The sequence below is a fragment of the Pontibacillus sp. ALD_SL1 genome (assembly GCF_017355605.1).
The window spans coordinates 1,531,379-1,549,320 of sequence record NZ_CP062974.1 but is presented as its reverse complement, the minus strand read 5'-3'; the positions used below and the strand labels follow the sequence as shown (position 1 = coordinate 1,549,320).

General features: G+C 38.8%; 21 protein-coding genes. 9 read left to right on the top strand and 12 right to left on the bottom strand.

Going from position 1 to position 17,942, the window contains the following annotated elements; all coding sequences use genetic code 11:
* Positions 1–8: 8 nt before the first annotated feature.
* A complete protein-coding gene (locus tag IMZ31_RS07815; protein ID WP_036780890.1) occupies positions 9–290 on the bottom strand; it encodes an Fpa/YlaN family protein in 282 nt (93 codons plus the stop codon).
* A gap of 406 nt (positions 291–696) precedes the next feature.
* Complete coding sequence (gene glsA, locus IMZ31_RS07810; RefSeq protein ID WP_207529977.1) at positions 697–1,629, bottom strand: glutaminase A; 933 nt, start codon at positions 1,627–1,629, stop codon at positions 697–699.
* A gap of 82 nt (positions 1,630–1,711) precedes the next feature.
* Here glsA and IMZ31_RS07805 point away from each other — a divergent pair, with 82 nt between their 5' ends.
* Positions 1,712–2,203, top strand: coding sequence for a molybdopterin-binding protein (locus IMZ31_RS07805; RefSeq protein ID WP_207529976.1), 492 nt, complete (start codon positions 1,712–1,714; stop codon positions 2,201–2,203).
* 47 nt (positions 2,204–2,250) lie between these two features.
* Here IMZ31_RS07805 and IMZ31_RS07800 read toward each other — a convergent pair whose 3' ends face one another.
* The gene (locus IMZ31_RS07800; protein ID WP_207529975.1) at positions 2,251–3,579 is read right to left on the bottom strand and encodes a PhoH family protein; all 1,329 of its coding nucleotides are present in this window, start codon (positions 3,577–3,579) and stop codon (positions 2,251–2,253) included.
* A 121-nt stretch (positions 3,580–3,700) separates the two neighbouring features.
* Between IMZ31_RS07800 and IMZ31_RS07795 the strand changes: the two genes are divergently transcribed.
* On the top strand, positions 3,701–4,306 hold the full coding sequence (locus IMZ31_RS07795; RefSeq protein WP_242705676.1) for a YhcN/YlaJ family sporulation lipoprotein: 606 nt from the start codon (positions 3,701–3,703) through the stop codon (positions 4,304–4,306).
* Between the two features lie 3 nt (positions 4,307–4,309).
* On the opposite strand, the gene IMZ31_RS07790 is transcribed toward IMZ31_RS07795, so the two are convergent.
* A complete protein-coding gene (locus IMZ31_RS07790) occupies positions 4,310–4,651 on the bottom strand; it encodes a hypothetical protein (RefSeq protein ID WP_242705675.1) in 342 nt (113 codons plus the stop codon).
* 136 nt (positions 4,652–4,787) lie between these two features.
* Here IMZ31_RS07790 and IMZ31_RS07785 point away from each other — a divergent pair, with 136 nt between their 5' ends.
* Positions 4,788–4,991 carry a YlaI family protein gene (locus tag IMZ31_RS07785; RefSeq protein WP_084599348.1) on the top strand — a complete coding sequence of 68 codons (204 nt, stop codon included), beginning with the start codon at positions 4,788–4,790 and terminating at the stop codon, positions 4,989–4,991.
* Between the two features lie 36 nt (positions 4,992–5,027).
* Here the strand turns inward: IMZ31_RS07785 and IMZ31_RS07780 are convergent, their stop codons facing one another.
* Positions 5,028–5,408 (bottom strand): YlaH-like family protein, encoded by a 381-nt coding sequence (locus IMZ31_RS07780; protein WP_036780904.1) that lies wholly within the window; start codon positions 5,406–5,408, stop codon positions 5,028–5,030.
* A 148-nt stretch (positions 5,409–5,556) separates the two neighbouring features.
* Here IMZ31_RS07780 and IMZ31_RS07775 point away from each other — a divergent pair, with 148 nt between their 5' ends.
* Positions 5,557–5,739: a DUF5325 family protein gene (locus IMZ31_RS07775; RefSeq protein ID WP_207529974.1), complete on the top strand. Its 183-nt coding sequence runs from the start codon at positions 5,557–5,559 to the stop codon at positions 5,737–5,739.
* Positions 5,740–5,776: 37 nt separating this feature from the next.
* Here the strand turns inward: IMZ31_RS07775 and IMZ31_RS07770 are convergent, their stop codons facing one another.
* The 3 genes from IMZ31_RS07770 to IMZ31_RS07760 all read right to left on the bottom strand — a co-directional run bounded on the left by IMZ31_RS07770 (position 5,777) and on the right by IMZ31_RS07760 (position 7,715).
* Positions 5,777–6,346 carry a YczE/YyaS/YitT family protein gene (locus tag IMZ31_RS07770; protein ID WP_207529973.1) on the bottom strand — a complete coding sequence of 190 codons (570 nt, stop codon included), beginning with the start codon at positions 6,344–6,346 and terminating at the stop codon, positions 5,777–5,779.
* 73 nt (positions 6,347–6,419) lie between these two features.
* The gene (locus tag IMZ31_RS07765; RefSeq protein WP_207529972.1) at positions 6,420–7,223 is read right to left on the bottom strand and encodes an inositol monophosphatase family protein; all 804 of its coding nucleotides are present in this window, start codon (positions 7,221–7,223) and stop codon (positions 6,420–6,422) included.
* Between the two features lie 303 nt (positions 7,224–7,526).
* Positions 7,527–7,715: a hypothetical protein gene (locus IMZ31_RS07760; protein ID WP_207529971.1), complete on the bottom strand. Its 189-nt coding sequence runs from the start codon at positions 7,713–7,715 to the stop codon at positions 7,527–7,529.
* A gap of 190 nt (positions 7,716–7,905) precedes the next feature.
* On the opposite strand from IMZ31_RS07760, the gene IMZ31_RS07755 reads away from it, so the two are divergent.
* Both IMZ31_RS07755 and typA read left to right on the top strand, forming a co-directional pair.
* The gene (locus IMZ31_RS07755) at positions 7,906–8,541 is read left to right on the top strand and encodes a YktB family protein (RefSeq protein WP_207529970.1); all 636 of its coding nucleotides are present in this window, start codon (positions 7,906–7,908) and stop codon (positions 8,539–8,541) included.
* A 197-nt stretch (positions 8,542–8,738) separates the two neighbouring features.
* Positions 8,739–10,565: a translational GTPase TypA gene (gene typA / locus IMZ31_RS07750; RefSeq protein WP_207529969.1), complete on the top strand. Its 1,827-nt coding sequence runs from the start codon at positions 8,739–8,741 to the stop codon at positions 10,563–10,565.
* Positions 10,566–10,756: 191 nt separating this feature from the next.
* Here typA and IMZ31_RS07745 read toward each other — a convergent pair whose 3' ends face one another.
* Positions 10,757–11,035 carry a UPF0223 family protein gene (locus IMZ31_RS07745; protein WP_207529968.1) on the bottom strand — a complete coding sequence of 93 codons (279 nt, stop codon included), beginning with the start codon at positions 11,033–11,035 and terminating at the stop codon, positions 10,757–10,759.
* A gap of 11 nt (positions 11,036–11,046) precedes the next feature.
* The gene (locus IMZ31_RS07740; RefSeq protein WP_207529967.1) at positions 11,047–12,003 is read right to left on the bottom strand and encodes an NAD(P)H-dependent flavin oxidoreductase; all 957 of its coding nucleotides are present in this window, start codon (positions 12,001–12,003) and stop codon (positions 11,047–11,049) included.
* A 137-nt stretch (positions 12,004–12,140) separates the two neighbouring features.
* On the opposite strand from IMZ31_RS07740, the gene IMZ31_RS07735 reads away from it, so the two are divergent.
* Positions 12,141–13,613 carry an aminotransferase class I/II-fold pyridoxal phosphate-dependent enzyme gene (locus IMZ31_RS07735; protein WP_207529966.1) on the top strand — a complete coding sequence of 491 codons (1,473 nt, stop codon included), beginning with the start codon at positions 12,141–12,143 and terminating at the stop codon, positions 13,611–13,613.
* 106 nt (positions 13,614–13,719) lie between these two features.
* Here the strand turns inward: IMZ31_RS07735 and IMZ31_RS07730 are convergent, their stop codons facing one another.
* Positions 13,720–13,827 (bottom strand): GapA-binding peptide SR1P, encoded by a 108-nt coding sequence (locus tag IMZ31_RS07730; protein ID WP_188654949.1) that lies wholly within the window; start codon positions 13,825–13,827, stop codon positions 13,720–13,722.
* A gap of 323 nt (positions 13,828–14,150) precedes the next feature.
* Positions 14,151–15,062, bottom strand: a complete 912-nt coding sequence (locus IMZ31_RS07725; RefSeq protein ID WP_207529965.1) for a polysaccharide deacetylase family protein — start codon at positions 15,060–15,062, stop codon at positions 14,151–14,153.
* Between the two features lie 150 nt (positions 15,063–15,212).
* Here IMZ31_RS07725 and IMZ31_RS07720 point away from each other — a divergent pair, with 150 nt between their 5' ends.
* On the top strand, positions 15,213–16,274 hold the full coding sequence (locus IMZ31_RS07720; protein ID WP_207529964.1) for an FUSC family protein: 1,062 nt from the start codon (positions 15,213–15,215) through the stop codon (positions 16,272–16,274).
* A 75-nt stretch (positions 16,275–16,349) separates the two neighbouring features.
* On the top strand, positions 16,350–17,894 hold the full coding sequence (locus IMZ31_RS07715; protein WP_207529963.1) for a glycine betaine uptake BCCT transporter: 1,545 nt from the start codon (positions 16,350–16,352) through the stop codon (positions 17,892–17,894).
* Positions 17,895–17,942: the final 48 nt, after the last annotated feature.

Genomic DNA, 17,942 nt, shown 5'->3' with positions numbered 1-17,942 from the left:
TTTATCTGTCAGGACTTTTGAGAGGCTTCATGTAGAGCATTCATTTCTTGCTCTAAGTTTTCGAGAAGCTTCTTGCCATCCTCTTCCCTTATTAAATTCAAGCGGACAGCGAAATCAATCTCTCGTGATAGTCCGAACATTTGGGTATCTAGAACCTCTTCATATAGAGGACACTGCGGCATGGTTAGGTTATCCATCTGAACTTTGATGAGTTTTGCTATTTTATCCGCATCAGCCTTAAGAAGGGCGTAGGCTTGTTGGCGATGATCGATCGCTACTTCTGATGACACGTTAATCCCCTCCGATTAAAACAGACTTTCTTTTATTTATATTATAGGTTAAGGGACAAAAATGCAAGGAAAGTTCAGAAAGATAACTACGTTTTTACTTTATTTTAGGCTCTGTTAATTTTGGATACTTACTTCACATATAAGTTCCATTAACAGAAGACTTGAAGCTTAGCCACTTTTGTGTAGATAGGGCCGTTACGCTTGTTGAGTGCTTGGGGTGTCTGGGGAGACCCCGGAAAGCGCGTAGCGATTGAGGAGGCTCCTCAGCTCGCCGCGGAAAGCGAGTGATTTCCCGAACCACCTTACAATCAATTAAAGCAAACGGAAACGTCCTCTCAGCTTCGAGCCTTCAACATTCCTGCCCTATCTTGATTAAATAACAACAGTAAACTTAACAAAGACTTTCTTAAAAGATTGATAGCTCTAACCGACTAGAGAGCATTTCTAACAAGTGCATGCCAACGACACTATTCCCTTTTTCATCAAGAGCAGGACCAAAGACTGCAATTCCTCCAAAGTCTTTCACAGAACCCATTACAGCACCAGACACTCCACTTTTAGCTGGTATACCTACTCGGATAGCAAACGAGCCAGAAGCATCATACATGCCACAGGTTACCATGAAGGTTTTACATATTCTTGCTAGCTGTCTTGGTATGATTTGACGACCTGATTCAATGTCTTTTCCTTCGTTCGCAAAAACCGCTCCAATACGAGCCAGTTGCTTAATGTTTACTTCAATAGCGCATTGCTTAGTATAGGTATCTAACAGCTCTTCAATTGAACCTTCAATAACGTGATGTTGTTTCATAAAGAATGCAAGTGATCTATTTAAATAAGCTGTTTCATATTCTGAATTTGCGATCTCTTGGTCGTATTGAATACTGTGATCATTGGCCAGTTCATGAACGAATGCTAACAAACGTCCAACCTTTTCATCAGGTGTAGTTCCTTCAATCATATTTGTAACAGCTAAAGCACCTGCATTAATCATTGGATTTAGAGGTTTAGAGGGGTTCGTTGTTTCAAGCTTAGCTATAGAATGGAATGGATCACCGCTTGGTTCTTTTCCTACTCTGGCAAATACATAATCTTCTCCTTGATCCATTAAAGCTAAAGCTAATGCTAACACTTTAGATATGCTTTGTATCGTAAATGTGTTCTCGACTTTACCCGCCCCAACACATTCTCCATCCATGTGGTAAACCCCAATTGCAATATTCTCACGATCTTGCTTTTCTAGAGCTGGAATATAGTCAGCGACTTTACCTAATTGAGTAAAAGCACTAACGTGTTCAATCCATTCATCCACCATTTCCTGAGTTACTTTTTTCTGCATTTGAAAACCTCCTTAGTGCATGATTGGTTTAAGTTCGTTATACTAGGTTCAGAATCTTTTTACAACGAAGGGTGGTCTACCATTGATCATACAATTAACCGGAAACGTAAACTATAGCATTACACTAGACCCTACTGTTTGGATTTTCGATGATCGCAAAGTATCTTTTGAGGAAGCGTTCACATTTCAAACGACACCAGAAGCAACTGAAGAAGATGAAATACGAAAAGCATCTGAGTTCTGGGATCGTGAAGTTTATCAACAAAAACTTGATCCTCCTGTAAATAAAAGCATCTCCAAATACGATAAGAAAAAAATACTAGAGGGTACTTATGTTATGCCCATTCATCATTTTTTAAAAAATGCCGAGATCAAAGATGAAGCAAAAAATGCTTTACTTGTAACTGAATCTGGTGACACTACGATTACCCTAGACGAATTAAACCAGTCCCTCTTTTTATTTTCACAAGATGGCAAGCCATTAAACCAGGAAGGGCCTGTTCATGTGTATTTTCAAGATGGTTCAAATAGGGACAAGCCTGTAAAAGGCGTCAAAAAAATTGTGATTGACTAATATGTAAATGAATAACCCCCGGTCATATATATGATCGGGGGTTATTACTATAAGAAATCTGCTGACAACTGAGCTAAAGGAGAACGTTCACCTTTTACAAGCTTCACGTGCCCACTTAAGTTTTGATCCTTAAATTTTTCCACTACGTGAATAAGACCGTTATTGAATTCATCTAAATAAGGATGGTCTATTTGATGAGGATCTCCTAAAAGGACAACCTTACTTCCCTCACCTATCCTAGTAAGTATTGTTTTCACTTCATGTTTGGTAAGATTCTGGGCTTCATCTATTAGGATTAGCTGTTCAGGAATGCTTCTCCCTCTTATATAGGTGAGCGCTTCAACTTGTATTGAACCGATACCGGATAAAATTTGATCAAGTTCACCCGGTTTTTTTACATCAAACAAATACTCCAAGTTATCGTAAATCGGTTGCATCCAAGGCCTTAACTTCTCTTCTTTCTCCCCCGGAAGATAGCCTAAATCTTTCCCAAGTGGCACAATTGGGCGGGCTACAAGAAGTTTCTTATAGAAACCGTAATCTTCAATTTGCATAAGTCCTGCTGCTAAAGCAAGTAGAGTCTTACCTGTACCAGCTTTCCCAATCATGGTAACCAAAGGAATATCCCGTCTTAACAATAACTCCAAAGCCATGACCTGTTGAGCGTTCCTTGGGCGAATCCCCCATGCTTGTTCATTTTGGAATCTGCACTTCTGTAGAAGACCTTCATGATGTCTTACAATACCAATAGCAGAGTGAGAAGGGTTAGCCCTGTTTTTTAAAATCATAAATTCATTTGGATGTAGGGATGCTAACAACTCTTTTGATAGAGCTAATTCCCCCGTTTGGAAAAATAAATTAATTTCATCTTCATTTACATAAAGTTCCTTAAACCCATTTAGAATTGTGTCTTCATTGACGGCTCTTTCACTAAGAAAGTCTTCAGCAACAAGTCCAATAGCATCTGCCTTAATTCGCATCAACATATCTTTTGAAACTAAAACAACTTGTCTCCCTACGCTTTTATCCGTCTCCTCAAGATGCAAATTTAGCGTCACCGCTAAGATACGATTATCATTTGTACGTTCCATAAAGACTTCTTCTAGCTTCGTAAATGACCTGTGATTCAATTCCACACGAAGTGTACCACCACTCTCAAGTTTCACTCCTTCGTGTAACTTGCCCGTTAACCTCAAACGATCCATAATTCTTGAAACTTCTCTTGCATTCCGCCCAACTTCATCCATATTTCTTTTTTTTGAATCCACTTCTTCCAGTACTATGGCTGGAATAACGACCTCATTATGACCAAAAGTGTAAATTGATCGTGGGTCTTGTAACAACACGTTTGTATCTAACACATAAATTTTTTCCATTCAGCCGCCTCCTGAGAATTGGTCTACATTGTTTGGCAAGGCTTCCTACTTCCACTATATGCTTGTATGTATAAAGTTAGACGAACTTCAAAATATAACAACAAATAAAGGAGTGAGAACTGTGAAATATATCGTTATAATTGGTTTAGCTATTGCTTTAACGGCTTGTCAATCAAATGAACAGGAAAGCCTGCCACAACAAGAGAATCAAAGCCCAACTATCCAAGTCCAAGATTCTGATCCTGCTCCAAAAGAGAAGATGAGCAATCGAAAGCGTTCTAAACATTTAGCCAGGGTCGCTAATGAGGTGCCTGATGTGCATAAGGCAACCGCTGTTGTCGCAGGTCAATATGTAGTCGTCGCAATAGATGTGGATAAATCTCTAGATCGATCCCACGTTGGGTCAATTAAGTATTCTGTAGCTGAAGCTTTAAAGAAAGATCCATACGGGAAAGATGCAATTGTTATAGCTGATGCTGATGGCTATGAACGCGTTAAACAAATGGGTAAAAAAATAAGACAAGGACATCCGATCCAAGGAATTACTGATGAACTTTCTGCTATTGTAGGAAGGTATATGCCAGAAGTTCCAGTTCCAGAAAATCAACCAACAGAGCCGGATCAAGACAAACGAAAATTACCCACTGAACAGAAAAATGAACTTGAAGAAATTCAAGACGAACAATCAAATGATTATAAAGACAAAAAAACACCTAAATCTGATTAAGATTTAGGTGTTTTGCTTTTCTAGATCCTTTTCTTCCTCTTGCAATTCATTATAATATTGAACCCCAAACTGTGAGCCTTCATCTACCATCTTCGTGTTTTCCGTGTGATCGAATTCAGGTACACCTGCTTTTTCAACAGGAAGGTCCTCTTGGTTGTCTTTTTGAATGGAGTTTTGTACAGTTGTTGATAAAGATTTAGCTCGTTCTTTCAAATCATTTCTTCTTTTTTCATCTTTAAGTACGTACATTGCAGCTCCTGCACTAGCAGCTCCAACTGCAGAATAAATCCAACGTTTCTTCATCGTATCATCCCTTTCATTTAGTTCTAGTAAATCTTTTCCCATAATAAGTTATCTCTAAACAAACTAATTTAACTTCCAAGTTTCCCACTTCTTACAAATTTTCGAACATCTATTAGTACATAAGACACGAACATGTTATAATACAAAAGCAAAGAGAGAAATAATTGAGGTGAAACCGATGCGTGTAAAATGTGTATTATGCGATGATGTCCATTCGATCGACGGAAACTCTTTGCAAGCGAAACGTATGCGTAACAAACGAATCAATACGTATATGTGCCCAACCTGCAACGATCGAATTGGAGAAAAGACAAATGCTAGAAAAGCAACAGGCAATTTTAATCTATACAGAGAACCAAAGAATGATGAAAGTTTAATATAAAGAAAAGGCCTGCACGTTGTGCAGGCCTTTTTCTATTTATGAGGCTTCTGTTTTTCTTCCTTTTCGTTCATTGTGTAAACGCACTCTGTAAATTCCTAATACAAGCGATGATACAAAAAGTCCTTCTGCAATTGGCAGGGACAAACCAAGTGGTACTGTTAAAATTGTACATCCGGCAGCTAAAACAACGTAGATCACCGCAGATTTCAGAACTGGTAACTTTTTAGCGAATCCTAATTTATAAGTTACGATCGCTAAGCCTAGAATAATTAAGTATAAAAATAAAACGCTTCGAATAGCAAGCGCTACTTCATCATCATTATTCAGATTGATTTCTCCACCTAACCCACTAAAAAGAAAGCTGGCTACTGGCGATAGATCATTAGGAATTTGAAGAATATTACTCGCTTCATTCATTGGTGCTTCCCCCTATTACTCGTAACATAGATCTATATCTATCATACTAAAACTTCTGACTACCCGCTACCCTCTTATTGGATTCGTTTTCAAAAGGAGTAAAATACGGTAAACTAATTACTAGCATGCACACAAGAGGTGAACATATATGAAAAATTTAAACATCCCACTATTTCTTCTAGCACTGTTAGCCGTGTTTTGTTTTATGTTAGTGGGGGTAGCTATAGGATACCGTTCTGTAATCTTTTCTCTAATATTTCTTTTGTTAGGATTTTCAGTTATGGGCTTTGGCTTCGTGGTTAAACGTAAACAGCGTAACCAAGAAGCTTAAATTATTTACTACATGTCAGCAAAAGCTCAAGTCACCCCTAAACGTCAGGAGTAACTTGAGCTTTTGTAATGCGGCTTAAGCCTTTATCAAAAATAGTAACAGAAGGCCCTATTAGAAGAATAGCAACCCCAGTCCCAACCCCCACAGGCCCTCCTATTAACAAGGATATCCCTAAAAGGATTAGGCTTACAACGGTTTTAGACATTCCCAAACTAAAGCCTGTCAACTTCCTGACAACAAACATCGACCCATCCACAGGATTATAAGCAAATTTACTACGTACATAAATCGCCACACCAAGCCCTAAGAGTAGGATACCAGCTATAAGGAAACTATATGCTAAACCCCTGCTATCAACTTCCATTGAACCAAAAACGCCATGAAGCCAAAAATCTATCCCTATACCGGTTACCACTGCTGTTCCAAGAGCGAGAAGGTCTGGTTTCTTACGTATTAAAATTGCATTTATACAAACGAGTAAGAATCCATTAATGACCTCCCAAGTGCCAGTAGTTAATCCAACGGCATCAGACAACCCCACGTTTAGAGAGTCAAAAGGCATCGTGCCTAGATTAGCTATAATTGTGAGGCTAATTCCAAGAGTCATGATTCATAATCCTATTAAGTAATAGAGTATTCTATTCACCTAGAACCCTCCTCTATGAAAAATGTTTCCAGTATTACTTTAGTTCGATATGTTTATCTATGATTTCTCGATGAATAGCACGATTAGAAGCTATTATAGAATTAGTCGTTAACATGTTCACTTCTGTTCCATCCGCTTTTGTAGTAATGCCCCCTACTTCATTTAAGAGCACGATTCCAGCAGCTACATCCCAAGGTGCAAGGCGCATCGTCACGTAGGCATCCATATTCCCTTCAACGACATAGGCGAACTCTAATGCAGCTGATCCATAGGAACGTGTTCCTCTTACTTTTCTGATAAGCTCTTGCATTCCAACTTTATCTACACGAGGATTTTCTGTAGCCCAAAAGGCATTTAAACCAACAATTGACTTTTCCAATACGATATCAGATGAAAGAGGAGAAAGCTTGTGATCATTTTTGTAAGCTCCTTCACCACGCTTACTCTGATATAGTACATCTCCCATGACATCGTAAATAAAGCCTATTTCTCCTATACCGTCTTTATATATCCCAACAGAAATAGCAAAGTTTTGTTTTTGATGGACGAAATTCATGGTTCCATCAATTGGGTCCACAATCCAAACGATGCCATTCAAGTCCTTTAGGTCATCCCCAAACCCTTCTTCCCCAAGCACGCGATGATCAGGATAAGTTTCTCGTATCTTCTTAGCAAAGAACTGCTCTGTATTCTGATCAATCTCAGTAACAAGATCATCCGGGGTAGATTTCGTCTCTATTACAAATGGTTCGTGCATTTTCGCTCGAATTCGTTCTCCTGCTTCTAAAATCCACTGTTTGGCTTGTTCAAAAATCAGTTGCTTTTGTTGATCATTCATGCGAGTCGAACTCCTTCTATTAGTTAGGTTGCTTCCTATGGTATCAAAATATTGGTATTCCTTCATCTTTTTCACTCTTCATGTGATGCATTCAAATGAGATCATTCAGCAGAGATCACCTTGCTCATTTCCCCCATAAAAGTAACACTGGCCTTCTATACACCTTTAGCCAATTATTCATCACGTTAGGAGTTTTCGAATCTCTCCTTAACCGGGTCATTAGGTTTTAAGGTATCCACATCTATGCGGCGGAGGATTACAAGGCGTAAAAAAGAACGAGCTATGAACTCGTTCTCAGTATAGCTATGAAATCAGATGAACCCATTCTCTCCTTAATTGCTCTAAACGCTCTTTGGACTCTCTCACCTGAATTTTATCTTGTTCTTCCATCGCTTCAAATAATGTCATTAATTCATAATCAATTTCCATTTTTACAACAGGTAACCTCTCCATCACTTCCCTCTTACGCAAGCTATCCATTACTCGTTTCATTTGCGACTCCTCCTAGAGAGCTCTTTTAGTATATATATGTGAATACCTTCAAATCTGACAAATGTTTTATTACTTTTATTTAACCAAATAACGCCCGATTTAAACCTCAACTGTGCAGTTAGGCGCCTTGGTAAGATCTATGATAGAATTTTATAGTATAACGTTTGGAATGAAAGAAAGGAGTTTATATATGACACAATTTAACGGATTTACTAAAGAAGATTTTGACGTCTTTAAAATTGATGGACTGGAAGATCGTATGAGCGCATTGAAGAGTCAGGTTTCACCGAAATTAGAATCAATTGCCGAAGAGCTTGCACCTGCTTTAACAGCTTTAACAGGAGACGAGATGCATGTTCATGTGGCCAAACACGCCAGAAGAACAACCAACCCACCAAATGACACATGGGCTGCACTTGCAAGTAGCAAAAGAGGCTATAAGAAACTTCCGCACTTCCAAATCGGGTTATGGGAAAGCCACTTTTTTATTTGGTTTGCTATGATTTATGAAAGTCCAATTAAACAAGACTATGCTCAAGTACTTAAGAAACATCAAGAAGAAGTTCGGGATCATATACCTGCTGATTTTGTTTGGTCAAAGGATCATACTAAACCTGGTGCAATACCTAATAAAGATTTAAACGAAGATGAATTCACACAACTGTTGGATCGATTACAATCTGTAAAAAAAGCTGAAATTCTTTGTGGTATCCACATCGACCGTAATGATGTTATCCTTAAAGATCGGGATGCGTTTTTGAATAAATGTGAAGAAACATTCAACACCCTATCTTACTTATACCAGCTAACAAAAGAGATCGGTTAATGGTTTAAAAGGGTGAAAAGTTGTCAAAACTATTGTTTAGTTTATTAGAAAACGCCTTCCACAGGCGTTTTTTCATGCTTGTAATGGATTAAACTTATGTAAATTATCACGCTAAACACAATTAACACCGTGATATATGTTATAATAACTTAGTTCAATGAGAACGCCATTCGAACTATAGAGGAGAGTATTAAGGAATGAACGTAAGACAAGACCTTAGAAATATTGCAATTATCGCCCACGTTGACCACGGTAAAACAACATTAGTTGACCAAATGCTTCACTACTCTGGTACATTCCGTGATAATGAACACGTAGACGATCGTGCAATGGATTCCAACGATCTTGAGAAAGAGCGCGGAATCACAATTTTAGCGAAAAACACAGCTATTTCATATAACGATACGCACATTAACATTTTAGATACACCTGGCCACGCCGACTTTGGCGGTGAAGTGGAACGGATTATGAAGATGGTAGACGGTGTACTACTTGTTGTTGATGCCTATGAAGGGTGTATGCCTCAAACTCGCTTCGTTCTTAAGAAAGCGCTAGAGCAAAAATTAACACCGGTGGTTGTATTAAATAAAATCGACCGTCCAAATGCCCGTCCTGAAGAAGTCGTTGATGAAGTATTAGATCTATTCATCGAATTAGGCGCAGACGAAGATCAACTGGAATTCCCTGTTGTATATGCATCTGCACTTCAAGGAACATCAGGAGTAGAGCCAGAAGATCAACAAGAAACAATGGATCCAATCTTCACAACGATTATGGACAACATCCCAGCTCCAGTAGACAACTCTGAAGAAGGACTACAATTCCAGATCACCTTACTGGACTATAACGAATATGTAGGTCGTATCGGTGTTGGACGTGTCTTCCGCGGAAGTATTGCTGTTGGACAGCCTGTTTCCCTAATGAAGAAAGATGGTTCTGTTCAAAACTTCCGCATCTCGAAGCTGTATGGCTTCATTGGCCTGAAACGAGTTGAAATTCAAGAAGCGAAAGCAGGTGACATTGTCGCTGTTGCTGGTCTTGAAGGAATTAACGTCGGAGAAACAGTAACGAGTCAAGATGCACCAGAAGCGTTACCAATCCCTCGTATTGATGAACCTACTCTACAAATGACGTTCTTAGTAAACAACAGTCCATTTGCAGGTAAAGAAGGTAAATTCATCACTGCGCGTAAAATTGAAGAACGCCTTTTAACACAACTAGAAACAGACGTTAGTTTACGCGTTCAAGAAACTGAATCTCCGGATAAATGGGTCGTAAGTGGTCGTGGTGAGCTTCACTTATCCATCCTGATTGAGAACATGCGCCGTGAAGGTTACGAGCTACAGATCTCAAAACCACAGGTAATTATCAAGGAAGTTGACGGAGTGAAATGCGAACCAATGGAACGCGTGCAAGTAGACGTACCAGAGGATTACCAAGGTACGGTTATGGAATCCCTTGGTTATCGTAAAGGCGAAATGTTAGACATGATGAACGATGGTAATGGTCAAGTTCGCTTAGAGTTCAAAGTTCCTTCCCGTGGCTTAATTGGTTATGCAACTGAATTTATGTCTCAAACGCGTGGTTACGGTATCCTTAACCATACATTTGATGGCTATGAGCCTGTTGTAGAAGGTACAGTTGGCGGGCGTCGTCGCGGAGTACTTGTTGCTCTTGAGAACGGTAAAGCCTCCACATACGGTATTATGCAACTTGAAGACCGTGGTACGATCTTTGTTGAACCAACTACAGACGTATACGCAGGTATGATCGTTGGTGAGCACAACCGCGAGAACGACTTAACGGTTAACATCACTAAGGAAAAACACCTTACAAACATCCGTTCAGCTAACAAAGACCAAACGAATACAATCAAAGGTGTCCGTAAAATGACCCTTGAAGAAGCGATCCAATACCTTGACGATGACGAGTTCTGTGAAGTTACACCAGAAAACGTACGTCTGCGTAAGAAGATCCTTAACAAAAATGAACGTGAAAAAGACGCTAAAAAAGGTAAGCAATAAGCTTTAATAAAAAGGCTGTTCCTATTAAGGAACAGCCTTTTTTCTCTTTTGAAACATCTATATACATTACCAGGCTAAAGCGTGCCTGACACCCTTCAATGCTTTAAATGATTAGCGTTAACCAATTTAAACATTAAAAATGACTGAATCCAGAAATGGATTCAGTCATTTTACTACCTGAAGACTAATAATCAAATTTTTACTATATCACCGTCTGAAGCATTACGAGCTGCCTTTACCGTTTTATATAGAGAGTACCCTGATTGTTGCTCAAAATCTGATCCTAGAGTCTTCTCTTCACTCTTTGAAGGGACGATTTGCTTGAAACGAGTATATGCAAGCATCAGATCTTCCCTCTTAACTCCTGACTCGTTTGCTTTCTCTACCAAGTTATAAAAGTTAACAACATCAATAATCTCTTCAGTACTCCAGTGTTCTGTATCTAATGGATAGTTATAATCAGCACTCATGATTTCTCTCCTTATCTGTTCCACGTTGTTCGAATCTGGTCTGCTTCAGCTACTATTCTTTGTATTAACATTTCTACAGTAGGTATATCTTCTATTCTCCCTACCACTTGTCCAGCCCAGCCAAATCCTTTTTTGTGGTTTCCTTCATAAATATATTTTTTGTTTGCTTCCCCGTCGATATACGATTTTAACACGCTTATACCTGGGTCGTCTTGTTCTAATTTTAGAATTTCTTCTGTCCAAGGATTTAGTAAAGCTCTTGCAGGGGTTCCAAGAGACCGTTTAATGACTACAGTTGCTTGTTCGTCTCCATCAATAATAGCTTGTTTATATGAGGGATGAGCATGGCGGCATTCCTGTGTTGCAATAAACCGAGTTCCCATCTCAATTCCTTCGGCTCCAAGAGCAAGCGCAGCCATGAACCCCCTTCCGTCTCCAATACCACCTGATGCGATAACTGGTATGGAAACCGCATCAACAACCTGAGGAGTTAGAACCATTGTTCCTACATCGTCCCTTCCAAGGTGTCCTCCTCCTTCTTGTCCTACCACCATCACGGCATCGGCGCCTAACGCTTCCGCTTTAACAGCTTGACGCTTTGCCGCAACTAGAACAAGTGTCTTGATGGAATGAGGTTTCACCATATCTAAAACCGGTTTAGGATTTCCACCTGTAACAGATATTACGGGTACCTGTTCATCTATTGCTACTTGAACCATATCTTCAAAAGGTCTTCCATGTTGTCCAATAGCAAAATTCACGCCAAATGGTTTCTCTGTTTTTTGTTTCACCTTATGTATTTCTTCCCTTAAAGCTTCCGGTGACGATAAACTCATCGCTGTGATTTGACCAAGTCCTCCTGCATTTGAAACAGCTGAGGCAAGATCTGAATAGGCTAAATAAGCTAACCCCCCTTGAACGATCGGGTACCTTACATTCAGTAAACGTGTGACACGAGTCTCATACATTCTCTCTACCTCCTTATTTAAATATTCAATCTTTTTTTATCGTATCAGAAAATGATTTTTTGTGTGAGTATCTAGCTTTTCTTCCTCTCTTTTGCTATACTTTCTTTGCTTTACTAAATGATTAAGAGGTGTTGTACTTGTCTCAACAGCGCACGCCCTTGTTTACAGGGCTATTAGAACATGCGAATCAAAAACCTGTTCAATTCCACATCCCAGGTCATAAGACAGGAAAAGGGATGGATGAAGAATTCAGAAAATTCATAGGAGATCAGGCACTATCGATTGATTTAATTAATATAAGCCCATTGGATGATCTTCACCATCCACATGGCATGATTAAAGAAGCCCAAAATCTTGCTGCAGAAGCATTTGGAGCCGATCATACATTCTTCTCTGTTCAAGGAACAAGTGGAGCCATCATGGCCATGATCATGTCGGTTTGTCATCCTGGTGATAAAATTGTCGTCCCGAGAAATGTTCATAAATCTGTGACATCAGCCATTATATTCTCAGGAGCTACTCCTGTCTTTATCCATCCAGAATTAGATGAGAATTTAGGTATCTCTCATGGAATCACACCAGAAGCCGTCCAAAAAGCCCTGGCCGCAAACCCTGATGCTAAGGGAGTATTCGTCATTAACCCTACTTATTTCGGTATATCAGCTGACTTAAAGAAAATAGTTGAGATTGCCCATTCATACGATGTCCCAGTTTTAGTAGACGAAGCTCACGGAGTGCATATTCATTTTCACGAGGAATTACCTCTTTCTGCCATGCAAGCCGGAGCAGATATGGCAGCGACTAGTGTACACAAATTAGGCGGATCTTTAACCCAAAGCTCTGTTTTAAACTTAAAATCTCGCTACGTAACGCCTGAGCGTGTTCAATCTGTTCTTTCTATGCTGACTACTACATCTACATCTTATATTTTGTTAGCTTCTTTAGATGCTGCCAGAAAGCATTTGGCGATTAATGGACGTACTCTGATTGAAGATACGATTAAGCTTGCTGAAAAAACGAGAAAACAAATCAACAATATTTCTCACCTTCTATGTGTTGGAGATGAAATTCTTGGGAGTAACGCAACGTACGATTACGATCCAACGAAACTCATCATATCGGTTAAGCAATTGGGGATCACGGGATATGACGTAGAGGTTTGGCTTAGAGAACGCTTTAACATAGAAGTAGAGCTCTCCGACTTATATAACATCCTTTGCATAGTCACACCCGGGGATACAGAAGAAGAAGCAAGCATCTTAGTCCATGCATTACAAATACTTTCAGAAGAATTTGCAGTAAAGAATAAAGATGAAGAACCGTTGCAGGTAGAAGTTCCAGATATCCCGGTACTTGCACTATCACCGAGAGATGCTTTTTATGCGGACACAGAAATTGTTTCCTTAAATCATTCTATTGGAAGAATTAGCGCCGAGTTTGTTATGGTCTATCCCCCAGGTATCCCAATATGGCTCCCAGGTGAAATTATTACAAAAGAAAACATTCAATATATCCACTCCAATATGGATGCTGGCTTACCTGTTCAAGGACCAGAAGATGAAACGCTTGAAACCATTCGTGTAATTAAAGAACATAAAGCGTTTCGATAAGCGAGTAAAACAAATCTCGATAAAAATGAGCAGAGGACGAAATCTTTAGATTTCATCCTCTGCTCTCTTTATGTGTTTTGCTTATGTTCTTCTAGAACCCTCTTAATTATTCTTCTTCATTACAAGTCGTGCACGTTCCATAAAGAGTTGATACCTTCTCATCCTCATAGTGATCAATGATCCCCTGACAATCCTGACAAACGATAGTACCCATTGAATATCCAACTCCTTTGTTAGCGTTTTCATTTAACTTAATTACATTATAGTATGACATATAAAAGATTTCAACCCTTAATTAGTATGTCATATTATAATTTGGGCAATACTATTAAATTAAGTAAATCTCCCCTCCTTCACAGTGGTAATTAAGCTAAAACACGCCTTACTTACTAATCTATACGCTGTATGTGCACTAAATATAGCTTGTCTGGTAAAAAACGTTCTTCTTTTAAAGTAAATAAGTGGAATATAAGGGGGCCTTATATGTATGAAAGCAAAAAGAAAGAAGCCTTCTTGAGAAGACTTCTGTTGGATATGTTATTCACCTAGTGTCTGAATTTCAGCAGGGTCTACAAAATCATATCCTTTATCTCTTAGACCTTGAACTATATCTCCAAGGGCTGCTGATGTCCATTTACGATCATGCATAAGCAAGTTGGATCCATTTCCAAGTAGCGGAGTATTCACCATAATATCTGTAATGGATTCTTTAGTCATATAATCAGCCTTAAAATCATATCCGTAGCTCCAGTTCATCTGAACCATTCCTTCTTCCTCAACCACTTGAAGGGCATAGTCAGTGTTTACTCCGTGTGGTGCACGGAAGAACTTTGGTCGTTCACCGATAATCTCTTCAATTTTGTCACTAAGACTAATGATTTCTTCTCGTTGCTTTTCCTGACTAACTTCGTCAAGCTTCTGGTGAGTATAGGTGTGGTTCCCTATTTCAAAACCCATTTCATGAATTTGTTTAACTATTTCTTTCTTTTCTTTCGATTCAATAAAATGGCCATTCACAAAGAAAATCGCAGGCACATTTTGTTCTTTAAGGGTTTTGGCCATTTCTAAACCATGTTCATCAGGGGTATCATCAATTGTAAGGAGAACAACTTGTTTGTTTACATTCTCTTTCCCTTCTAAAGGAACAACAGATGAAACGCCATTAATTTTATACTTTGGTTCAACAGGCTCTTCTGTAGCTACTTCCTCTTCATTCTGAGCTGAGTCTGTTACTTCTTCAGAGGAAGTATCATCTTCTTCTGGTGTTTCGCCTTCTTCTTTGTTCTCAATGTTTTCATCTGAGCTCTCATCATCTGTGTTCATTGTTTCTTCTTCCTGATTTACTTGTTCAGTCGATTCATCTTCTGTTTTTCCGGTTGTTTCATCTTGAGCACAAGCGGCTAAACTAAAGATGGAAACAAGTAATACGACAATAATCCATTTTTTCAATTTTGCTTCCCCCTATATTATGTAATAACATGGTGCACATTACCATTATAATAAAGACATTACCCATATCCTATTGTTTTTTAACAAAAACATTTAATAAAATAAAGAATAGGACTTTGTTCCTTCAATAAATTTGACAAGGTGAGATCAATGGTATCTTTATTAAAAAAATTCAATTTCCTAGGTAGCCGAACCCTTAAGACAGGTATTTCTGTCTTTGTAACAGCTTTTATATGTTTGTTATTTGATTTACCCGTAACCTTTGCAGTCATCACGGCCATTGTAACGATTGAAAACACTGCTGCAGATTCCATAAAAAAAGCGCTTGTTCGATTCCCTGCTTCTGCAATTGGAGCTTTACTAGCGGCATTAGCGTTTGGTCTACTTGGGCAAAATGCTCTAACATTTGCTTTAGCAGCAACCTTGACCATTGCCGTTTGTTACAGACTTAAGCTCTATGATGGTATATTAGTTGCAACTATAACGGCTGTTGCCATGATTCCTGATTTTGATAGCAATTACATTTTGTCCTTTTTCACAAGACTAGGAACAACATCAATTGGCATAGTTGTCTCAAGCCTTGTGAACTTTTTCTTGCTTCCTCCGGATTATTCTAAAATGATCTATAGAAATGTAGAAAATCTATTTTGCCAAGCAGCAGATATCTTAGATCATACACTTCAAACATGTATGGACAAGCAATCTGAAGAAAGTAAACGTATGCAGCGTGCATATAGACAACTAACCTTTAAATTGGAGAAGACGTATCAGCTTTCTCAATTCCAGCGTGAAGAATGGAAGTACCATAAGCATTCTACACAAGACATGCAAGCCTTCCAGTACGCACAAAAGAAATTAAACACATTACAACAAATTGTTTACCATTTAGGGAACCTACAGTACGTTAACTTAAATGTGAATGCCTTTAGTAAAGATGAAAAATCCCTAATCTTAAGTATCATTTCTTCGATGGCGGAAATATTAAGAACACCATCACATGAAATGACAGATGAACACTTCAAACAAATCGAAGCATTAGACAAAGAATTCTGGCACTGGAAAGAAGAGCATATTGAGCAAAACTCGAAGTACCGCCACCATTTCCCACCCCAGACAATCGTCATATATGAGCTACTTTGTCTACATGACGTATTAGAGGAACTAGAGGAAATTTCACGTGATAAATATACTCTAATACAGCTTCAGGAATAATTATGTTTGGAATAGCTCATCAGGTCATTCCTTGCCTAAATAAGCAAGGTATCCTGAAAGGAATGAGAAGCTTCAATGAAAAACGTAACAAAGGTATTTTTCCTTTCTATTGGTGTAGCCATTTTATTCATCATTTGGGGAGTAATCCCGAAAGAAACACTACCCAATTACAACTTAAATACTGTCACAAGTAACATTCAAGGATTTTTAGTGGAGAAGTTTGGTTGGTTTTACTTGTTGTCTTCAACAGGATTTCTGATCTTTGCTATTTTCCTTATATTTTCTAAGTATGGGAATATTAAGCTTGGAAAAGACACAGATGAACCAGAATACCCGTATATAACTTGGTTCGCTATGCTATTTAGCGCAGGAATGGGGATTGGACTAATTTTCTGGGGAGCAGCTGAACCTATAGCCCATTTCCATAATCCTCCCCTCGCTGAGTCCCAAACCCCAGCAGCAGCAAGAGAAGCACTTCGATACAGCTTCTTCCATTGGGGACTCCATCCATGGGGTATTTATGCAATCATTGCACTAGCTTTGGCTTATTTCCAATTCAGAAAAGAAGCTCCTGGACTGATCAGCTCTATTTTAACGCCTTTACTAGGAGAAAAACGTACTAGCGGAGCTATTGGAACACTTGTCGATTTTATAGCAGTGTTTGCTACTATTTTCGGCGTAGCTACTTCTCTTGGATTTGGAGCGAAACAAATTTCTGGAGGAGTCACGTTTTTAATTGACGGTTTAGAAGATACGTTTATGGTTCAGCTAATCATCATTTTAATCGTTACGTTTCTTTACATGATTTCGGCTCAAACGGGTCTGAATAAAGGGATTAAATATTTAAGTAACACTAATATCGTATTAGCGATTGCTTTAATGCTATTCCTCTTATTTGCAGGGCCTACAAACTTTATCATGGACTTATTTACCACCACATTTGGCAGTTATTTACAAAACTTGCCCTCTATGAGCTTTAAACTTAGCCCTTTTGAACAAAACTCATGGACTCAAGACTGGACAATCTTTTACTGGGCTTGGTGGATTGCATGGGCGCCATTTGTAGGGACATTTATCGCACGAGTTTCAAAAGGTCGCACCGTTCGCGAATTTATACTTGGGGTTTTGCTTGTGCCGACTATATTCGGTGCCTTATGGTTCTCAGTGTTCGGTGGAACAGCAATCAACTTAGAGTTTTTTGAAGATGCTAAGATACAAGAGCTAGTAGCGGAGAACGGTTCAGAGGTGGCTTTATTCAGTGTACTTGATCAAGTACCCATTGGAGGAGTTATGTCTGTTATAGCCATCTTACTCATTAGCACATTTTTTATTACATCAGCTGACTCGGCAACATTCGTGCTTGGAATGCAGACCACTAATGGAGACCTTAACCCATCTAATAAAGTGAAATTTATTTGGGGAATTGTACAATCTACTGCAGCAGCTGTCTTACTTTGGCAAGGAGGCTTAGGTGCCTTACAAACAGCTGCCATTATAGCTGCGTTTCCTTTTGCAATGATTATGATTTTAATGGTTTTCTCTCTTCTAAAATCATTTAAAGAAGAGGCACAACGTTACCCTTTAACGAGACAGAAAAGAAAACCAAAACAAGAGAATTAACCTGAAACGACACAACGCTTAGAGTCTTAACTCTAAGCGTTTTTATTT